This window comes from Saccharopolyspora elongata (genome assembly GCF_004348985.1).
Lineage (GTDB): Bacteria > Actinomycetota > Actinomycetes > Mycobacteriales > Pseudonocardiaceae > Saccharopolyspora > Saccharopolyspora elongata.
Genome location: NZ_SMKW01000049.1, coordinates 36,567 through 54,574, shown reverse-complemented (window position 1 = coordinate 54,574; position 18,008 = coordinate 36,567). Strand labels below are relative to the sequence as shown.

The window sequence follows — 18,008 nt, the reverse complement described above, 5'->3', positions numbered from 1 at the left end:
GGGGTCGCGGCGTCGCGGACCGGTGATCCTTGGCTGCCAAGGGATTGGCGACAGGGGAGATCTCAGCGCACCTGGCCGAGGTCTATGGGGCCGAGGTGTCGCGGCAGACCATCTCCACCATCACCGACACGGTCGTCGAGGGTGTGGTCGACTGGCAGAACCCGGCCGCTGGACCCGGTGTATCCGGTGATCTTCATCGACGCCATCCACGTCAAGATCCGCGATGGGCAGGTCGCCAACCGGCCGCTCTACGTCGCTTTGGCGGTGACCTGTGAGGGACGCCGCGACATCCTCGGCTTGCGGGCCGGCGATGGCGGCGAGGGAGTCAAGTACTGGCTGCACGCTGCGTTGTTCACTTGCTGCGCAACAGTTTCCGCTATGCGGGTCGCCAGCACTGGGACTCGATCGCCAAGGCCCTCAAGCTGGTCTACACCGCGCGGACCGGGGCAGCCGCGCGCGAGCGGTTCGCGGAGTTCTCCAAGTGTGAAGCTCCGCCGGCAGCCGCGCGGCCAGGGCTGCGCGGCTGCCGGCGGTGTCTCTACCGGTCAGGCGTTCCTGATCAGCTCGAACACGGCGCCGAACAGTGGATCGTCCGCTTCGCCGAGCCGTTCCACGGCGTCGAAGTGGTGGCCGTCGGGCTGGTCGACGACCTTGCACGCAAGCCCGCGCGTCGACCAGATCCGGGCGAACTCCGCCTGTTGGCGGTGAAACTCCGAGGATTCGTCTCCGCCGACGGTCAGGAGCAACGGCGCGCTCGAGGAAGGTGCGTGCTGCACAGGGCTGTTTCGCTGACTGGTCGCGATATCCATGCCGAGCACGTCATTGAGGTAGCAATTCTGAATCGGTTCGAGATCGTACAGTCCGCTGATCGCGCAACCGCCCTTGATGATGTCCGCCGGCAGCCCCAGCTCCGGCCATGCGGTCGACATCAACATGGCTGTGAGGTGCCCGCCGGCGGAGTGACCCGACAGGTACAGCTGGGCTGGATCTGCACCGTACTCGGGCGCCCGCTCGTACAGGCTCCCCACCGCCGACCGGACATCCTCGACGATTTCGTCCATTCCCACATCGGGTGCCAACCGGTAGTTGACAGCCGCGAAACAAATGCCGCGCGAGATGTACGGTTCGGCGAGGAACCCGAACTGCGATTTGTCCAGCGACTGCCAATAGCCGCCGTGCACGAAGACGAGCAGCGGGTCCGCTCCGGTCGAGTGACGCGCCGGGTACACGTCGAAAGCTTGCAACGGATCGGGCCCGTAGCTCACGTCCAGCTTCGCTCGGGAGCGCTCGTGGTCCTGCAGCGTCGCGCTGTCACGCGTCCAGCGGGCGAAAATGTCCTGGTGGTCCGGAATTCCGGCGCGCGCGTTGTACTCGGCGTCCAGCCAAGCTCGCTCGACGTCGTTCGGTGCCGCAGCCATTTCCATCAAGCCTTTCAGATAATGATTGGGTGAATCGATCGCCTGTTGCTTTCGCGACTGGACAACTGATCGCCGAGGAGAGCGCGCAGCGTTCGATCGAGGATTGCCTTCCAGTTTTGCCCCATTTCGGGCGCGGTACTTATGAACTGCTCGTCCCTTCCGTGTGAATCAGACTGCGGTTAAAATTTATGGCCGGATGGTTTGGCCGTCTAGCGCGTTCGGGACAGCTGTCGTCGGGAGCCTGCCAATGTACGGGAAGAGCGAAGACCGCGAGGACTACCAGGACACGCCACGTGCCGTGGCGGCGATGGCGCGCGACCTGCCGGACCGGCACTACATCCCGACGCATTCGCACCGCCGCGGCCAGCTCGTCTACGGCACGGGAGGCACGATTACGGTCACGACGCCGGAAGGCACGTGGGTCGTCCCGCCCCAGCGGGCCGTCTGGGTGCCCCCACGTGTTCCGCACGCCATGCGCACTTCCGGGCATGTCCCCATGCGAACGCTGTACATCGATACCCGCGCACACCCGTCGCTGCCGGTTTCGTGCACGGTGATGACCGTTTCGCCGCTGCTGCGCGAACTGGTCAGCGCCGCGGCCAGGATTCCGGTCGACTACGACGAGTCCGGCCGCGACGGCAAGCTCATGTCGTTGCTGATCCACGAGCTCGTTCCCGCAGATGTCATCCCGCTGCATCTCCCGGTGCCCAAAAGCGATGTGCTGGAACGCCTGTGCGCGCGCATCATCGACGAGCCCGGCCTGAACTGGACGCTGGGCGAGTGGGCGGCGTGGGCGCACCTGAGCGAGCGAACGCTGGCCCGCCGTTTCCAGGACGAGTTCGGCTGTTCCTTCGCGCGCTGGCGCCAGCAGGCCCGACTGCTCGCGGCGGTCCAGATGCTGGGGGAGGGGAAAACGATCGCGACCGTCGCCGGGACGCTGGGATACGAGAGCCCCAGCGCGTTCACCGCGATGTTCCGCAAGGCCCTGGGCAAGCCCCCGACGCAGTACTTCGAGGAATCCTGACTCCGCCGCATTCCCCCATGTGTCAGGTTCTCGACGACACCTGACGCGAACGAGCGGAATAGCCGGAAACTCCGCTGGTACCGTTCATGGCTATCCGCTCGCAACCCTAGGGGAATGGGGTTGATAATGAACAGAGAAGATGAACATGATCTATCCGGGGAGCGGAAATTCCGCTCTCGCAAAACTTCTCGGGCAATTTTCGCGAGCACGCTCAGTGTGGCGATCGAATGGTATGATTACTACCTCTACGGCTTGGTCTCGGGCCTCGTTTTCGCGCACGTCTTCTTCCCGAACGCCAGTCCGTTGGTCGGCACCGTCCAGGCATTCGGAATATTCGGTGTCGGATTCGTGGCACGGCCGATCGGCGCGGTGCTCTTCGGTCATCTCGGCGACCGGGTAGGCCGGAAGACGGCCCTGATGTGGAGCACGCTCTGTATGGGAATCCCCTCGTTCGTGGTCGCCTTCGTGCCGAGCTACGAGACGATCGGGATCGGCGGCGCGATCATCCTGACGTTCCTGCGGCTCATGCAGGGAGTCGGCCTGGGCGGGCAGTGGGCCGGAGCCGTCCTGCTGTCGATGGAATCGGGCAGTGCCCGGCGCAGCGGCTTCTTCGCATCGTGGGCACAGGCCGGTTCACCCATCGGACTCGTGCTGGCCAACCTCGCGCTGATCGGCACGTCCGCCGGCATGTCCGGCGAGGCGTTCCTCAGCTGGGGCTGGCGGATTCCGTTCCTGATCAGCGGCGTGCTGATCTCGGTCATCATCTACATGCGGTTCAGGGTCGACGAGACGCCCGAATTCTCACGTCTTTCGCGCAGCAGCCGAACCGAACGCAACCCGGTGCTAGGCGTGCTTCGGAGCAACTGGCGAGAGGTCCTGCTCGCGGCGCTCGTGCGCACGTCCGAAATGGCGCCCTTCTACATCTTCACGACCTTCGTGGTGACCTACGGCGTGCACGAGCTGCTGCTGGACCAGGGGTTCGTCCTCGGAGCCGTGCTCGTCGCCTCGGTGCTTTCCGTTGGTTGGATCCTCCTGTTCGGTCACATATCGGACCGGATCGGACGGCGAAGCATGTACATCATCGGAGCGGCGGCCACAGGCGTGTGGGGATTCGGATACTTCGCGCTCCTGGACACGAGAATCCCGGCCCTCGTGGTGATCGCAATCGTCGTGTCGATGATCCCCCACGACATGCAGTACGGCCCCCAGGCCGCCTTCATCGCGGAGAGCTTCCCGCCGCGCGTTCGGTACAGCGGTGCCGCGCTCGGATCCCAACTGGCATCCATCATTTCCGGCGGCCCTGCCCCAATCATCGCGACCGCACTGCTGGCGCGGTTCGGGTCCAGTACCGCGGTGGCAATCTACCTGCTCCTGTGCGCAGTCGTGGGAGGAGTCGCGGCGTTCTTCTTGCGCGCTCACGGCGCTGAAACGAAAACCATCGAGCAACAACCCCGATTTCCACTACGCCTCGGTGCCGACGAACGCTGACCAGCTGATCCTGCTATCCGACCTACGGCAACGCTTGCAATTGAAACGAAGGGAAACCATGCCGGAATTCAACACCCTTGCCCCCGTCACCATCGCAACCTCGGCCGCGCCGGTACCGGCCGGCCCCTACAGCCAAGCCGTCGCCGCAGACGGCCTGGTCCTGTGCAGCGGTCAGATGTCCATCGATCCGGCCAGCGGACGGTTTGTGGGCCGGGGTGACGTTGCGGTCCAGGCCGCTCAGATTCTGACGAACTTGGACGCCATCCTGGCCGCGGCGGGGACCTCCATGTCGGAGGTGGTCAAGACGACCATATTCCTGACCGAAATGGAGAGTTTTCCGATCGTCAACGAGGTCTACTCGTCGTTCTTCCCGGGAATTCTTCCCGCGCGTTCATGCATCGCCGTGGTAGCACTCCCGATCGCTGACGCCCTCGTGGAGATCGAAGCCGTGGCTCACGTTTCCCCGCAGCAGTAGATCGGGAAATGAGTTTTGGCAAGTGCCGCTGCGCCGGTAGGCGAAGCGGCACTTGCCGGCTTGGCCGCTTCTCGACGATGGTCGGCAGCGGCTCGCTAGACGGTCACTGCATCGGCCCGCAAACTTGAACCTGCTGCATGGCCACTATGGAAGGGAGATCGTCTTTGTACGTGCCACCGCATTTTCGCGAAACACGAGCTCAAATGATCGTTGACGTCGTCACGCGCAACCCGTTCGGCATCCTGGTCACGTGCTCCTCCGCAGGTGAGCCGGAAGCGAGCCACCTCGCCTTCACCTATCATCCGAACACCGAAAACGGCGGACACGGAGTCGTTCTCGGGCACTTGGCCATCGCGAACCCGCAATGTGAATCCATCCGACAGGGGAAGCGCGCGACGATCATCTTTTCCGGCCCCCACCACTACATCTCACCCAGGTTCTATCGAACCTCCCCGAGCACGCCCACCTGGAACTACTGCGCAGTGCACATGACGGGACATCTGGATCCGACGCCCGAGTCCGGCTTGGATGAAACCCTGTCCAAGCTCACCGATTCCCTCGAGAAGGGATATCAGGCACCGTTTCGCTACGAGAGTCTGTCTCCTTCCTACACTGCTACGCGAAAGCCGGGAATTCTGGCCTTCAGAATGACGGTGGAGTCGATCGACGCGCAGTTCAAGATGAGCCAGAACCGTACCGCAGAGGACCGGCGCGGAGTCATCAAAGGCCTGCGCCGCCTGCACGATCAGGAAGCCGACGCCGTCGCGAGCATCATGGATCGGTTGCTGCGAGAAGCCAAACCGGAGAACTGAGCCTTTTTCACCCTGATCCAGATGTGTTGGTGGACGAGGGATGCAGATAACGAGGCTGATGAGCACCGGTGTGTCGGTGCGACAACGAGATGAAGCCTCCGGGAGAAGGGCTGTCGACCAAGATCAGTCCATACCACCGAAGGCTTCGCATGTTGTTCTACTGTGCCGCACTGTCGTTGTCACGTCAGACCTGACCTTCGCGAGCGCCTACCCCAGAACCACTATGGCTCAGTCGGTTCGGGTGGCGGTGAGGGCGTGTGCCGGGCCGTGGGGGTGGTCGGGGGTGTCGAAGCCGATGTTGGTGACGGTCCAAGCGAAGTGTTCGAGGGCGGCGAGCAGGTCGGCACGGGTGAGCCAGTTGCTGAAGGGGGCGCTGCCGCCGCAGAACCCGTTGCGGTGCAGGGCTTCTGCTTATTCGAAACGGTGCAGGGTGTGTGTGAAGCCCTGGTGGGTGGCCGGTTCGTGGCTGGGGAAGCGTGGTGCGAGCAGTTCACTGCGGGTGATGACGTCTTCGTCGTAGACGTGGGTCCACAGGAAGAGCTTGGTGGCGATTTTCGCGGTGAGCGCGATGGTTTCGACGGGGTTGCGCATGTGGTAGAGCACGCCGCTGGCGAAGCAGATGTCGAAGCGCTGGTCGGTGTCGCGGAGGTAGGGCGTGAAGTCACCCAGCAGGAACCAGGCCCGGGGCATGCCGAGCAGTTCCTTGGCGATGAGGCATTTCAGGTAGGCGCGGCCCTGCGCCTCGACAGCGACGATGTCGGCACCGGCGGTGTGGAGTGGTAGGTGTGCCCACCTTCGAGCGGTCCGATTTCGAGCACGCGACTGCCTGCCACACCACCGAAGCACTCGATGGCCCAGGAGACGCGGGCGTCGTCGAACAGTGGAAGGGGGCCCGCCTGGACGTGCTGGAGCGGCGCGGGCAGCTGGGAAGACCACTCGCCGGCGAACACGTCGACGGCGTTCTGCGGTGAGGGCGCGCTGGTCACGTACTCGTCCAGGATCGACGGCGCGGCCATCGCCGGTGGTTCCGGTGACGGTGGCGTGGATGTGCGGGACCTGCGAATGAGCGAACGCACGGCCTGGCCCGTTCTGCTCCTGGTCAGCGGCGGCCAGGTATGCGCTTGTCATCGGCGGCACAGTGACCACCGGAAAACTGGGATGTCGCGGCCTCTATCGATGAGGCCGCATCGGGCGTTACTCGAAAAACCCTGTCTCGCAGAGATTTCGCTTTCGTCACATGCGTGGCCGTCCACGATGGCCATTACGTATCGCACCGGCGTCGTTGCTGTCAGCTATCACCCGTTTGTCGTATTGGTGTTCTGATGGTTGGCTGGTGAAGATTTGAGCGCTTTCTTGGCGCGGGCTGTGGGGCCTGCACCGATTCTTCGAGGAGTTTCGGAATGGTCCCTGCTCGTCCCGGTGCTGACGCGCGCTCTTGTGTCCGCCGGTACTTTTCTCGTTGGCTTGCCGGTCTTCTGGTGTTCGTGGTCGGTGTCTCGATCGTCGAGGTCGTGGTACCGCCTGCGGTCGCATCGGCGGCCGAGCCCAAGCAGCGCGACCCGCGTGAGAATCCACTGCTGCCGGGCCAATCGACGCCCGAGCGGACCTCGCCTGGCCGCACAGATGCTGACTTCGCGTCGTTGACGGCCCGGGCCGGGTATGCGGGGTCGCGGTTCGATCCGGTGCGCTCAAAGCTGGTATCGCGGTCGATGTTCGTCGAGGAGTGGGCGAACCCGGACGGCACCCGGACGGTGCGGCAGTCCACGGTGCCGCTGAACGTCAAGGACGCGGCGGGGCAGTGGCAGCCGGTGGACACCACGCTTGTGCCTGGTCAGCGCTCGGCGCGGGCACAGGCGCAGCAGCATGTGCTGCACCCGTCGGTGGCGGGCAGGGCTAACGATCCGGCCGTGGTGGCTGCGGAGATCGAGGGCAAAAAGGCGTCGCTGGCGTTGGAGCAGGCCGCTGACCGGCCGGTGCGTCTGGGCGCGATCGGCTGGCTCCAGGGCAGTGGCGTCCCACCCGCAGCCAGAACAACCGTGCGAGAGCTGAAGAAGGCGTTCGGCCTTAACGGAAATCTCTTTGAAGATTTGTAGTCGCGCTATGCGATCCGTGTGCAAGTACCGGATGTATGGGCCTTTTTCGGCCAAGTGGCAGTCTAGAATGTGGGAGCACGCGCGGATCATCGCTACAAGCGGATCTATGGGGTGTGCCCACCTGGTCAACGAAAGAGTTGCCGATGAACGAGCCGAGCGAAATCAGCCTCATTATCGGGGCCCCTGATGATCCGAAAGGTCCTGAGTGGGCAGATATATGGTGGGCCGGGCGGATGTCCGACTCCTTCGCTGTTCCCGCTCTGGACGCTGTATCTCGGGCGCTTAATGCCACTGTGGACCTGAATTCCTGGCTGGGAGAACACTACGGCAGGCGCGATGTCACCATTTCTCTTCAATTTCCCTGGAAGGTGAGGCACGAGGACTTCATTGGCCCGGATGGTTATGTGATGAGTGGAGAATGGGGCTACTGGTGTTCGGTTCACGTGCCGCCGAAGGTGGCCGAAGAAACCGATCCCCGAGTCGTGTTTGGGTGGCTCTACTCCAAAGGGCTGGAAGCGCTCGAGTGCATCGCGAAGAAAACTCGGCTGGGTAGCACTCTGTACGGGGCCCATGTGGATCTCCCGCTGGAATTTGCGCCCGAATCCGGTGCTGTCAGGCTCGTCGCGCTGCCTCGGCTGGCAAATAAGATCGCAAATCTCGACGACCAGCAGAAAGCGGTTCTTGAGTCTGTCGGCGAAATGCGCGGTGTCGATGCGTGGGCAGTAGATGTCGGCGCTGTTTCCGAGGTGGTTCCTCGGTCCGTGCGTGGGCGAGCGGAATTCGTTGAGCAGAGGATCAGGGCAAGCGGTGTGCTGCCGAAGGAAAAAGGCACCTGGGGGCAATTCCGGATCAACTCGGAAGGCTTGAGTTACCGATCTGTTGTGAAGGACCTCAAGCTCTTGGAACGCTGGGCAATCTACCAGCTGTCCTGCGAGGTCGTCGATGTGGGCCGCGCCAACCACGTGTACTGGATGACAATCGCACCAAGCCGGGAGCCTCGTCCACGAAAGAACGTCTCCCCTGAGCTGAGCAGATCCCAGGACGTCTAAGGTACGGAGTCTGCACAGTACTGACCGGTCGGTGGGCCGGGTTCCCTTACCTGGTTTAGGTTTTCGTCGGCGAAGGTTCAAATACGGACGCACCCTCGCCGATGAGTGCTGAACAGTCCGCAACGGGATTGCCCTGACCTGCGGATTCTCCATTTACGCAGGTCAGGGCGATGCGAGGGCTGCCTTTGGCGCGGTAGTTCTCTTGATCGCTATTTCTGCTGGTCAACACGGGCTCGCCGGTAGCTGTGCGCAGGGAGCTGGTGCGTGCGCTGGGACGGGGGGCAGCGCACGCACCAGCCGCAAATGGTTGTCAGGGCAGGGGGTGTTCGGCGGGAGCGGTCGGCGGGGTGATCGGTCGGTGGCGTCGTACCGCGAGGTAGCCGACCGTGATCGCGGCGGCCAGGGCCGGGGTGAGGTATAGCGCGATCCGGGTGTCCGGGTCGAACGCCAGCAGCATCACGACGAGCGCGAGGAAGGTGAGCACGAGGTAGTTGGAGTACGGGGCGAAGGGCATCCGGAACTTCCCCGCCTGGATCTCACCCGCGGCCACCTTCCGGCGGAACCCGAGATGGGCGAGGATGATCATGCCCCAGGTGAAGATGGCGCCGATGGTGCTCGCGCTGGTGATGTAGGTGAAGGCCTCCTCCGGGGCCAGGTAGTTGATCAGGACGCCCAGTAGCATCGCGACGAACGTGACCGCGATGGCGCGGGATGGCACGGCGCGGGCGTTGAGGCGGCCGGTCCTGCGTGGTGCCTGCCCGTCCTGCGACAGGGTGCGCAGCATTCGCCCGGTGGAGTAGATGCCGCTGTTGCAGGACGACAGCGCCGCGGTGGTCACCACGAAGTTCACCACGCCGGCCGCGGCTGGGATGCCGATCAAGCTGAAGGCGTGGACGAAAGGGCTGCCGTTGGCTGGGAATTGGTTCCATGGCACCAGCACGGTCAGCGCTGTGAGGGCGCCGACGTAGAAGATCAGGATTCGCCACATGACGGAGTTGATCGCGCGTGTAGCACTTTCTCGGGGTTTGTGCTCTCGCTCGCGGTCTGGCCGACCATTTCCACGCCGACGAAGGCGAACATGACGATCTGGAACGACAGCAGCGCGGCGGTCGGGCCGTTGGGGAAGAGTCCGCCGTGTGACCAGATGTTGTTCACCGTCGCCGAGTTGCCGAGGTCGCTGAAGCCGAACACCAGGATCGCCGCGGCGAGCACGATCAGCGCGATGATGGCCAGCACCTTGATGAGGGCGAACCAGAACTCGAACTCGCCGAAGAGCCGTACTGCGATCAGGTTGACGCCGGTGAGGACGAACAGCGCGACGAGTGCTGGAATCCATTGTGGAACGTGGGGGAACCAGAACTGGAAGTACTTGCCGACGGCGGTGATCTCGGCCATGCCGGTCACGATCCACACCAGCCAGTACCCCCAGCCGGTGGCGAACCGGGCCCAGGGTCCGACGAATTCCCCGGCGTACTCCGCGAAGGAGCCGCTGACGGGCCGGTACATCAGCAGTTCGCCCAGCGCGCGCATCACGAAGAAGATCATCAGGCCCGCGATCGCGTAGATCACGATGAGGCCGGGGCCTACCTGGTGCAGGGCCTTGCCTGAACCCAGGAACAATCCGACCCCGATCGCGCCTCCCAGGGCGATCATGTTGATGTGCCGGCTGCTGAGCGCGCGGCGGTATTCCTCGGTGGGTGGCTGACTCATCTGAGGAAGCTCCGTTCATGCGGCAGCACTGCCGCCAAGTCGGTTCCAGACCGGTCGCGAACGTCGCATGTGCATTCGGCCACGTGCGTGTTGCAGACCACCATCAGGCACCCGCCGCGAGGTGTCATTGTTCCGCCGACACCGTTTGAACGAAGTGGATTGTGCCCACGCACCTCCTCCGCGCCACAAGCACCACACCGGATCCGGCTGCCCCAAAGGACGCAGCTGATCCGCGAGGTGAGGGGTGTTGGCCAGCCTCCTGGCCGCCGCAAGGTTGTGCTTGCGGTCTACCGGGTGGCGCGGAATCGCCCGCAGGGCGGCGGGCACGCCATGGGGGGCTCGCGGTAGCGGCAACCTCGGGCTGTTACTCCGAGCAGTCGCCTGGTGCGCTCTCGAAGAGACGGATGCGTGCGAGCACTTCTCGGTGGAACCGGGAGATCGAGTCGACGAGCGCGGCTACCTGTGCGCCGGCCCAGTGGGATCTGTCCCAGCCGGCGTACAGGGTCACGGAGAGCAGGCTCTCGCCTGCCCGGATGGCGACCGGGGTGAGTCCGAACATCGGCCTGTCGGTGAGCACTGCGATCCCGTGGCCCGAGGCTGCCAAGGCACGGGCCACGACGGTTGTCGAGACCACTCGCGGCTCGTTGTAGACCAAACCCTCGCGTGCGGCAGCCGCGTCGAGCGCCAGCCGACCCGCGTTGACGGGATGCATCAGGATCAGTTGCTCCTGGACGAGCTCGGTCAGCTCGACTTCGCCGATTCGCGCCAGCGGGTGGGTTGGTGGCACCAGCGCGAGCACGGGGGCATGACCCACGACGCGGGATTCCATCGATCCGGGTGGCGGGATGGGCGCGATGCCGAGGTCGGCATCTCCGCGCGCAACGACGTCGTACACGCTGCGCGCGTCGCGTTCGAGGATGTCGCGAATTGAAGAGGCGGCGCCTCGGTCGGCGAGGTAGGGCGCCAGAAAGTCGGCGATCGTGGTCGGGGGTGCGGCGACGATCAACGGCATGCCATGCCCTTGGGTCATGGTCCTGACCGCGCCCAGCGTGCGGTCGGCCCGGGCCACCAGGTCACGGGCGAGGGGCAGGAAGCGCTCCCCGGCGAAGGTGAGCTTTCGCGGCCCTGGCGTGCGCGCGAAGAGTTCCACTCCCAGGCTGCGCTCGAGGTTGCGCAGTTGGCGGGAGAGCGAGGGCTGTGCGATTCGGACATCGCGTGCGGCCGCCGTGATCGAGCCTTGGTCGACCACTGCCAGGAAGTAACGCAGAACTCTGATCTCCACCATGCCTCCGAGGTATGGGCAGCGATGTTAACGGGCATTAGACGGCATATGCCACATGCGCTCAGAATCAGATCCCGTTCCGGCCACCGAGCCTCAACGCTCCCGTCGTCGAGGAGACGGCATGTCCAGTTCTTCTGATCTCCGCGCAGCCCGCCGGGCGGGCCTCGGATCGTTCATCGGCACCGCGATCGAGTGGTACGACTTCTTCATCTTCGGAACCGCCGCGGCGCTCGTCTTCGGGGAGGTCTTCTTTCCCACGGCGTCACCGGTAGCCGGTCTGCTCGCGTCCTTCGCGACCTTCTGGACGGGTTTCCTCGCCCGGCCGCTGGGAGGTGTGGTCTTCGGTCATCTCGGCGATCGGATCGGCCGCAAGAAGACGCTCGTCACCACACTGGTCCTCATGGGCGTCTCCAGTACCGCCATCGGTCTGGTGCCCAGCTATGCCTCGATCGGGATGGCTGCCCCGGCCCTCCTCATCCTGCTCCGATTGGTGCAGGGCCTGGCGCTTGGCGGTGAATGGGGAGGAGCTGTGCTGATCGCGGCTGAGCACGCGCCACCGAGCCGTCGAATCCTCTTCGGTGCCTTCGCCCAGCAGGGCTCGCCGGCGGGTGGCCTGCTGGCGACCCTGGTCTTCCTGGGCGTGAGCCGGCTGTCGGCTGAGGACTTCGCCGCCTGGGGGTGGCGTGTTCCGTTCCTCGTGTCTGCTGTCTTGCTGATCGTGGGCTTGGTCATCAGGCTGACCGTGGCTGAGTCGCCGGAGTTCTTGGCGGCCAAGCGACGCGGCGAGATCGTCAAGGCGCCGGCGGCAGAAGTGCTGCGGACGGCCCCGGCTGCAGTCCTGTTGGGAATCGGGGCATCGGCCATCGGGATCGGCGCAGCGTACTTCCTGAACGCGTTCATGATCGCTTGGACCACGACCGAGCTCGGCGTGACCCGGGAGATGATCCTCTCGGCCCTGCTGGTGGGCACCGTCGTCCAGTTCTGCGCGCAACCGGTGGCAGCGCTGATCGCGCACCGCGTCGGCGCCACGCGGTTCATGATCGTGGCCCTGGTGGCGAGCGCCCTCCTCACCCCGGTCTTCTACCTGCTCGTCAGCACGGGCGACGGGAGCAAGATCGTCCTCGGCATCGTCCTCATCAACATCGTCGCGCCGGCCTACTTCGCCGTCCTCGCCGGCTTCCTCACACACGCGTTCCCCGCCAGGATCCGGTACACCGGAATCTCGTTGGCCTACCAGCTTTCCGCAACGGTGATCGGCGGCTCGGTCCCGCTCATCGCACAGTCCCTGCTCTCCAGCGGCGGAATCGGCCTGGTCGTCGCCTACCACGTCGGGCTGATCGTCTTGACCTTGGTGTGCGTGGCCGCGCTGGGCCGCAGGACAGCGAAGTCCCAAGGCGTTGCGGATCTGCCGGACAACTCGGACCTTCGCGCCAGCGATGCGCCCGCATGAGACTCGGGGCGACATTCGCCCCGGGCGAACCCCAACGCGCCACAGTGGACGTCAACACGCCGACAGGCGCGGTCCCAGCTTTCTCAGCATCGAAAACCTGGAAGGAATCGCATGCATTCGTCAGCCGAGCCGCGCATCTTCCGTGCGCGTCGGGTCATCACGCCGTCCTCGCCATCCGCTGACGCGGTCGCGGTGCTCGGGGACAGAATCGTTGCGGTGGGCGATGCGGACGACCTTCGGCGGTCGCTGCCCCTCGCGCGGCTCGTGGACCTGGGCGACGCAGTTGTCACCCCTGGCTTCAACGACGCGCACGTGCACCTGTCGATGGCCGCCGACAGCGAGCTCCAGATCGACGTGTCCCCAGCGGAGGTGTCCTCCCTCGCGGAGCTGACCGCGAAGGTCGGAGCCGCTGCAGGGCGCGAACCGGTGGACGGCTGGGTCCGCGCCTTCGGCTACGACGATGCGCGGATGGCCGAGGGGCGCCGACTTACCCGTTGGGACCTGGACGCGGTCACGGGCGCTGTCCCGGCGATCGTGCTGCACGTCGCCTGTCACTGGGGTGTGGTCAACTCGGCAGCGCTGGCCGCAGGCGGCATCACCGATGAGTCGCTACCTCCGAGTGGTGGCGAGTACGGCCGGGACGCGACCGGGCGGCTCGATGGCGTCCTCTACGAACGCGCGTTGACCGACTTCGCCTACGGTCACGTCAATGCGGCGGGAGGCCCAGTCGTACCGCAGTCTCGGTTCGACGACCGCGTAGAGGCGCTTGGACGCGTGGTGCGCCGCTGGCACGCGGCCGGCGTGACATCGGTGTGCGACGCACTCGTGGGGCCAGACGACATCCGCCTCTTCGCCGCGGCGCGGGAGCAGGGGCTGCTGACGATGAGGGTCGGGTTCCTCCTGGCCGCCGAGCACTACGACACCTTGCGCCGGCTCGGCCTTCGTTCGGGCTTCGGGGACGCCGGGCTTCGTTTCGTCGGCGTCAAGACCTTCGCCGATGGCGCGGTCGGCGGCCGGACGTGCCTGCTCGACGAGCCGCACCACAGCACCGGCGACCACGGCATCCAGGTGCTCACGCGGGAGGAACTCGCCGACATCGTCCGGGCGGTGCACGGCGATGGCAACCGGGTCTGCGTCCACGCCAACGGAGACAGGGCAATCCGGCTCGTGCTCGACGAACTTGAACGCGCCCACCGGGAAATGCCGAAACCTGGCCTGCGGCACCGCATCGAGCACTGCAGTCTGGTGGACGACGATATCCTCGGCCGGATCCGAGCTCTGTCCGCGATCGCTGTGCCGTTCGGCAACTACGTTCACCAGCATGGCGGGCGCTTGATCGATTGGTACGGCGAGGCCCGGGTGGAGCGGATGTTCGCCCACCGCTCTTTTCTGGACGCCGGCATCACCGTCGCCGGTTCGTCCGACTATCCGTGTGGTCCGGTGGAACCCCTCCTGGCGGTGCAGAGCATGGTCACGCGGACCGGCTGGGATGGGTCGGTTGTCGGTGCGGGGCAGCGGGTCTCTCCGGCCGAGGCGTTGTCGGTCTACACAACTGGATCAGCGGCCAGCACCGGTGAGGAAGGGCTGAAGGGCTCGCTGATCGTCGGTCAGCTCGCCGATTTCGTGGTGCTCGAAGACGATCCGCTCGAGGTGCCCCACGACCAGATCTCGAAGATCGCAGTCCGGGCCACCTACGTCGGCGGTACGGAGGTCTACGCGCGCGAATGAAGATCCGTTCGCCCAGGTCGAACCGGATGACCGCATTCTCGACCAGGACAGGCAATTCCATGCACCCGGCCCGAAAAGGACAGCGCCGCTCGACGAGCCTGCGTCGACCTTCCGATTGACGCCTCCACGCGCCAGACGGGGGTTGACCTCGTTCGAGGTCAACCCCCGCCGTTGCGTGCTCGTTCAGTTCCGACCCTGTTGGGCCGCAAGGAGGTGCAACAGGATCGCGTCCGCGTTCAGGGTCAAGATCGGGGGTTCACGCTCACCGGCGACGTACCGGTGCCGGGCGTCTGCCCCTGCAACATGGCGGGAATGCCTACGCGGGTGTTGCAGTCGATCACCTGGAAGTGCAGGTGTGGAGCAGACGACGCTCCAGTGCTCCCCGACAAGCCGATGACCCGCCCCTGCGGAACCTGGTCGCCGGTGTTGTAGATCGCCTTGTTGAGGTGCGCGTAGTGGGTGCACTGGCCGTTCGGGTGCTGGATGATGACCTCGATGCCGTTCTGCCAGTACGGCGACCAGTCCGACGCGAGGATGGTCCCACCCTGGGCAGCTGACACCTCGTAGTTGGCGGGAAGACCGAAGTCCCAGGCGTACTCGTTGTACGGGCCAACGTGCGAGTAGGTGCCCTCCGGCCCCTGGGTCACCACGTACGACTCACCAGCGGGATACGGCAGTGCGTAGTCGTCCGCGGCCGAAGCCGGCGTCGCACTCCCCAACATGAACGTTGCGCCCATGAACACCGGCGCGACAGCGCCGACAATTGTCCTGAATGAATTTTTCCGGTTCACCACGTCGTCACCTTTCGAAAAGAACGGACTGCAAGAACAAGCCGGCCGCGATGACGAATTGCTCCGGGGGGCGCAGGAGAGAACAGGGACTCCAGGTCCACTTCGGAGCTGCTGATCGTCGCCGGCAGCGGCACACGCCTGGCGGCGCACTGGGAGATGTGGATCAGGCGGGCAAGCCCAAAGAGGACCACACCACGAACGGGTCCACATCGTCGCAGGGGCCGATGGGCGAGGCGCCCCAGTTGCCGTGCGACGCGCGGTAATGGACGTGCGAGAAGGTGAGTCCGTCCGCCGTCGTCCCGACCTGCGCCCACACATCACCTTCTTCGAAGGTGCGGCCAACCGGCAGCTGGGAACCGTCCAGCAGGTGGCCCAGGGTCATCGTCATGTCGATCGACGGGAAGTAGACCTGGATCCAGCGGTGATATCCACCGTCGTCATAACCGGTGCCTACGACCTGGCCCGATCCCCAAGCGTGGATGTTGGTTCCGGTGGGCGCTGAGATGTCGAGGCCCTTGTGGCGCTGATCGCCATTGCAGCCGAACTGGTAACCGGGAACGTAGAGGTTGTACCCGGCTTCGGTTGCGCCGTTCGGCACACCCCACCAGGTGTTGTCGGGCAGCCCGGTCGCCTGCGCAGAAGCGACGGTCGCGGTGGTCGTCAAGTTCGGGGCGGCGGCAGCGGCGCTGACTCCTGCGAATGTACCGATTGCAAGGGTCGAGGCGATCGCGGCCGCCCTGAGTAATTTGTTCACGAATGGGACAATATGGTGGTCAATAACCCACTGCAACCAGCAATATCGTGATCCCGATCACATTTCATTGCCAATTGGTAACGGGGTGAACTCGGTTTATTACCGCTAATCCCAGATTAAACATTTTGAACTCGTCGCCGCGTTCCGGTCTGGCTGAACCGAGCCTGCGTCATATCCAGCCACCGACCACAGTTGGATGGCGCCCCCGTTACGCCGCCGCGAGCCACGCCCGAAGCACTGCGCTATCCGAGTAGTGCTCGGCTGGTGACGGCGATGCACTCGCTGGCAGGAGTGCCGACGGCGGCCGGCGGTCAACGTCGGATGGCGTGCGAAGCGCCCCGATCGAAACCGGCACCGACTTGTGCCGCTCGCCCGCCCGGGCCGAAGAACACTCTTCCTGATGCGGCGGGTCCGTGACCACTTCGGTGCCACCGGGATACTTCAGTCTGGGTCAACCGGCTACGCGAGATCGGACGAATGATTAGCGTTCAAGAATGTCCACCTCCGTGGGAGCGTTAGTACTCCAGCCGTAGATCGTGACGGTCATGATTGGTAAGTGGATTGTCGCTGGTAGTGGGCTTGTCGGGCTTGGTATTGGCGGCGTCTGCGCCAGTTCGTGCAGCGCAACCGGTGCGCGGTGTTGCGGGCCGGTGTGACGACGATCGTGGCGAACAGGTGCTGGATTTCGTTGCAGGTCAAGGAAATCCAGCCTATTGGTGCCGGATTGTGGGCGCGCTCGGTCGCGGCGACGGCGGCGAGGAACGCGAACGCGAGCATGGCTAGAACGGTCCAGCGGTGCCAGGAGTCCCAGCGGCGAACTTGGTGCTGGTCAAGGCCGGTGAGTCCTTTGCTGGCCTGGAACGATTCCTCGACGCACCAACGGGTTCCGGCGACACGGACCAGGGTCGGTAGCGACGCCGGGCTGGGGGCGTAGCAGCGGTAGAAGGCCAGTTCTTGCGTGCTGCGATTGCGGCGGATGAGCAGCCACCGATGCCCCGCCGGCTCGGGGTCGATGTCGACCAGCGCCCAGTCGTAGTACCGGTGTCCTTTCGCTCCGGCTCCGGCCGATAGTCGCTGCCAGAGGCGCTTGGGCAGGCGTGTGGCGAGTTCGTCGGGGCGGAACTTCCCGGCAGCGGTGGTGACGCGGCAGTCGCGTCCCATGGCCAGCACATAGCCGACACCCCGAGCCTCGAGTGCCGTGCGCAGGCGAGGGTCGGCGCCGTAAACCTCGTCGCCGGTCACCCACGGGGCGTCGACGCCGGCGTCGAGTGCGCGAGTGATCATCGTGGTGGCCAGTGCGGGCTTGGTCGCGAACTGCACGTTCTCGTCGATCCCGGCTGCAGCACAGCGTTCGGCGTCGTCGGTCCAGGATTTCGGCAGATACAGGGCTCGGTCGAGGAAGGCGTGTCCCGCGCTGGTGGCGTAGGTCAGGTAGACCGCAACCTGGGAGTTCTCGATCCGACCGGCGGTTCCGGTGTATTGACGCTGCACTCCGACGGTTCGGGTGCCCTTCTTCAGATCCCCGGTCTCGTCGATCACGAGGATCGCGTTCTGCGCGCCGAGGTGGTCGAGGACGTAGGCACGCAGGTCATCGCGCACCACGTCAGCGTCCCAGACCGCTCGCGCGAGCAGGTGCTGCAGGCCGTCCGGAGTCACGTCGCCAACGTGCTCGGCGATGGTCCAACAGTTCTTCCGTGGCAGCTCAGAAACCAAGCCCAGTAGCAGTTTTTCTGCCCGGCGACGGGGTTCGATCCGGGCGAACCGGCCCGCGATCCGTCCGGTCAGCTCATCGAACATCGCCCGCCACTGCGCGGGGCTTATGCTGGGGCCTGCGGCCACCGCCTGATCTTCTGTCTTCACACACCGATGATCACCGGTGGCCGCACCAGTTCCCGGGCCAACCCCAGAGCCTTGCCGAAGTCGCGTGACGTCTC

15 protein-coding genes and 2 pseudogenes are annotated in these 18,008 nt (G+C 64.9%); 9 read left to right on the top strand and 8 right to left on the bottom strand.

What is annotated here, in order from left to right:
* Nucleotides 1-26: 26 nt before the first annotated feature.
* Nucleotides 27-482 (top strand): annotated as a pseudogene (locus E1288_RS49080) (transposase); the annotation flags it as partial.
* Nucleotides 483-545: 63 nt separating this feature from the next.
* On the opposite strand, the gene E1288_RS30035 reads toward E1288_RS49080, so the two are convergent.
* A complete protein-coding gene (locus E1288_RS30035; RefSeq protein WP_132490991.1) occupies nucleotides 546-1,418 on the bottom strand; it encodes an alpha/beta hydrolase in 873 nt (290 codons plus the stop codon).
* Between the two features lie 247 nt (nucleotides 1,419-1,665).
* On the opposite strand from E1288_RS30035, the gene E1288_RS30030 reads away from it, so the two are divergent.
* The 4 genes from E1288_RS30030 to E1288_RS30015 all read left to right on the top strand — a co-directional run bounded on the left by E1288_RS30030 (nucleotide 1,666) and on the right by E1288_RS30015 (nucleotide 5,217).
* A complete protein-coding gene (locus E1288_RS30030) occupies nucleotides 1,666-2,442 on the top strand; it encodes an AraC family transcriptional regulator (RefSeq protein WP_132490988.1) in 777 nt (258 codons plus the stop codon).
* Between the two features lie 126 nt (nucleotides 2,443-2,568).
* Complete coding sequence (locus tag E1288_RS30025) at nucleotides 2,569-3,930, top strand: MFS transporter (protein ID WP_132490985.1); 1,362 nt, start codon at nucleotides 2,569-2,571, stop codon at nucleotides 3,928-3,930.
* Nucleotides 3,914-4,405 carry a Rid family detoxifying hydrolase gene (locus tag E1288_RS30020; RefSeq protein ID WP_207954638.1) on the top strand — a complete coding sequence of 164 codons (492 nt, stop codon included), beginning with the start codon at nucleotides 3,914-3,916 and terminating at the stop codon, nucleotides 4,403-4,405. The genes E1288_RS30025 and E1288_RS30020 overlap by 17 nt, the downstream gene beginning before the upstream one ends.
* Before the next feature lie 137 nt (nucleotides 4,406-4,542).
* Nucleotides 4,543-5,217: an FMN-binding negative transcriptional regulator gene (locus E1288_RS30015; RefSeq protein WP_132490982.1), complete on the top strand. Its 675-nt coding sequence runs from the start codon at nucleotides 4,543-4,545 to the stop codon at nucleotides 5,215-5,217.
* A gap of 411 nt (nucleotides 5,218-5,628) precedes the next feature.
* Here the strand turns inward: E1288_RS30015 and E1288_RS48215 are convergent, their stop codons facing one another.
* Together E1288_RS48215 and E1288_RS48210 are read right to left on the bottom strand one after the other, a co-directional pair.
* Complete coding sequence (locus tag E1288_RS48215) at nucleotides 5,629-5,907, bottom strand: methyltransferase domain-containing protein (protein WP_207954637.1); 279 nt, start codon at nucleotides 5,905-5,907, stop codon at nucleotides 5,629-5,631.
* A 29-nt stretch (nucleotides 5,908-5,936) separates the two neighbouring features.
* Nucleotides 5,937-6,233, bottom strand: a complete 297-nt coding sequence (locus E1288_RS48210; protein ID WP_207954636.1) for a hypothetical protein — start codon at nucleotides 6,231-6,233, stop codon at nucleotides 5,937-5,939.
* Between the two features lie 384 nt (nucleotides 6,234-6,617).
* Between E1288_RS48210 and E1288_RS30005 the strand changes: the two genes are divergently transcribed.
* Together E1288_RS30005 and E1288_RS30000 are read left to right on the top strand one after the other, a co-directional pair.
* Complete coding sequence (locus E1288_RS30005) at nucleotides 6,618-7,310, top strand: hypothetical protein (RefSeq protein WP_207954635.1); 693 nt, start codon at nucleotides 6,618-6,620, stop codon at nucleotides 7,308-7,310.
* A gap of 143 nt (nucleotides 7,311-7,453) precedes the next feature.
* Nucleotides 7,454-8,359: a hypothetical protein gene (locus tag E1288_RS30000; RefSeq protein WP_132490976.1), complete on the top strand. Its 906-nt coding sequence runs from the start codon at nucleotides 7,454-7,456 to the stop codon at nucleotides 8,357-8,359.
* 310 nt (nucleotides 8,360-8,669) lie between these two features.
* Here E1288_RS30000 and E1288_RS29995 read toward each other — a convergent pair.
* Both E1288_RS29995 and E1288_RS29990 read right to left on the bottom strand, forming a co-directional pair.
* Nucleotides 8,670-10,012 (bottom strand): annotated as a pseudogene (locus E1288_RS29995) (amino acid permease).
* A gap of 421 nt (nucleotides 10,013-10,433) precedes the next feature.
* Nucleotides 10,434-11,354, bottom strand: a complete 921-nt coding sequence (locus E1288_RS29990) for a LysR family transcriptional regulator (RefSeq protein ID WP_207954634.1) — start codon at nucleotides 11,352-11,354, stop codon at nucleotides 10,434-10,436.
* Nucleotides 11,355-11,472: 118 nt separating this feature from the next.
* Here E1288_RS29990 and E1288_RS29985 point away from each other — a divergent pair, with 118 nt between their 5' ends.
* Nucleotides 11,473-12,801: an MFS transporter gene (locus E1288_RS29985; RefSeq protein WP_132490973.1), complete on the top strand. Its 1,329-nt coding sequence runs from the start codon at nucleotides 11,473-11,475 to the stop codon at nucleotides 12,799-12,801.
* A 111-nt stretch (nucleotides 12,802-12,912) separates the two neighbouring features.
* The gene (locus tag E1288_RS29980) at nucleotides 12,913-14,529 is read left to right on the top strand and encodes an amidohydrolase (RefSeq protein WP_132490970.1); all 1,617 of its coding nucleotides are present in this window, start codon (nucleotides 12,913-12,915) and stop codon (nucleotides 14,527-14,529) included.
* Nucleotides 14,530-14,771: 242 nt separating this feature from the next.
* Here the strand turns inward: E1288_RS29980 and E1288_RS29975 are convergent, their stop codons facing one another.
* From E1288_RS29975 to E1288_RS29965, 3 genes are all read right to left on the bottom strand, one after another.
* Nucleotides 14,772-15,251: a M23 family metallopeptidase gene (locus E1288_RS29975; protein ID WP_235883889.1), complete on the bottom strand. Its 480-nt coding sequence runs from the start codon at nucleotides 15,249-15,251 to the stop codon at nucleotides 14,772-14,774.
* A 232-nt stretch (nucleotides 15,252-15,483) separates the two neighbouring features.
* Nucleotides 15,484-16,110 (bottom strand): M23 family metallopeptidase, encoded by a 627-nt coding sequence (locus tag E1288_RS29970; protein WP_132490964.1) that lies wholly within the window; start codon nucleotides 16,108-16,110, stop codon nucleotides 15,484-15,486.
* A 507-nt stretch (nucleotides 16,111-16,617) separates the two neighbouring features.
* On the bottom strand, nucleotides 16,618-17,871 hold the full coding sequence (locus E1288_RS29965) for an IS701 family transposase (protein ID WP_132491027.1): 1,254 nt from the start codon (nucleotides 17,869-17,871) through the stop codon (nucleotides 16,618-16,620).
* Nucleotides 17,872-18,008 lie beyond the last annotated feature (137 nt).

Coding starts and splice junctions, on each gene's coding strand:
- E1288_RS30035 (WP_132490991.1), bottom strand. CDS start 1,418: ATGGCTGCGGCACCGAACGACGTCGAGCGAGCTTGGCTGGACGCCGAG.
- E1288_RS30030 (WP_132490988.1), top strand. CDS start 1,666: ATGTACGGGAAGAGCGAAGACCGCGAGGACTACCAGGACACGCCACGT.
- E1288_RS30025 (WP_132490985.1), top strand. CDS start 2,569: ATGAACAGAGAAGATGAACATGATCTATCCGGGGAGCGGAAATTCCGC.
- E1288_RS30015 (WP_132490982.1), top strand. CDS start 4,543: ATGGCCACTATGGAAGGGAGATCGTCTTTGTACGTGCCACCGCATTTT.
- E1288_RS48215 (WP_207954637.1), bottom strand. CDS start 5,907: ATGCCCCGGGCCTGGTTCCTGCTGGGTGACTTCACGCCCTACCTCCGC.
- E1288_RS48210 (WP_207954636.1), bottom strand. CDS start 6,233: ATGGCCGCGCCGTCGATCCTGGACGAGTACGTGACCAGCGCGCCCTCA.
- E1288_RS30005 (WP_207954635.1), top strand. CDS start 6,618: ATGGTCCCTGCTCGTCCCGGTGCTGACGCGCGCTCTTGTGTCCGCCGG.
- E1288_RS30000 (WP_132490976.1), top strand. CDS start 7,454: ATGAACGAGCCGAGCGAAATCAGCCTCATTATCGGGGCCCCTGATGAT.
- E1288_RS29990 (WP_207954634.1), bottom strand. CDS start 11,354: ATGGTGGAGATCAGAGTTCTGCGTTACTTCCTGGCAGTGGTCGACCAA.
- E1288_RS29985 (WP_132490973.1), top strand. CDS start 11,473: ATGTCCAGTTCTTCTGATCTCCGCGCAGCCCGCCGGGCGGGCCTCGGA.
- E1288_RS29980 (WP_132490970.1), top strand. CDS start 12,913: ATGCATTCGTCAGCCGAGCCGCGCATCTTCCGTGCGCGTCGGGTCATC.
- E1288_RS29975 (WP_235883889.1), bottom strand. CDS start 15,251: ATGTTGGGGAGTGCGACGCCGGCTTCGGCCGCGGACGACTACGCACTG.
- E1288_RS29965 (WP_132491027.1), bottom strand. CDS start 17,871: ATGTTCGATGAGCTGACCGGACGGATCGCGGGCCGGTTCGCCCGGATC.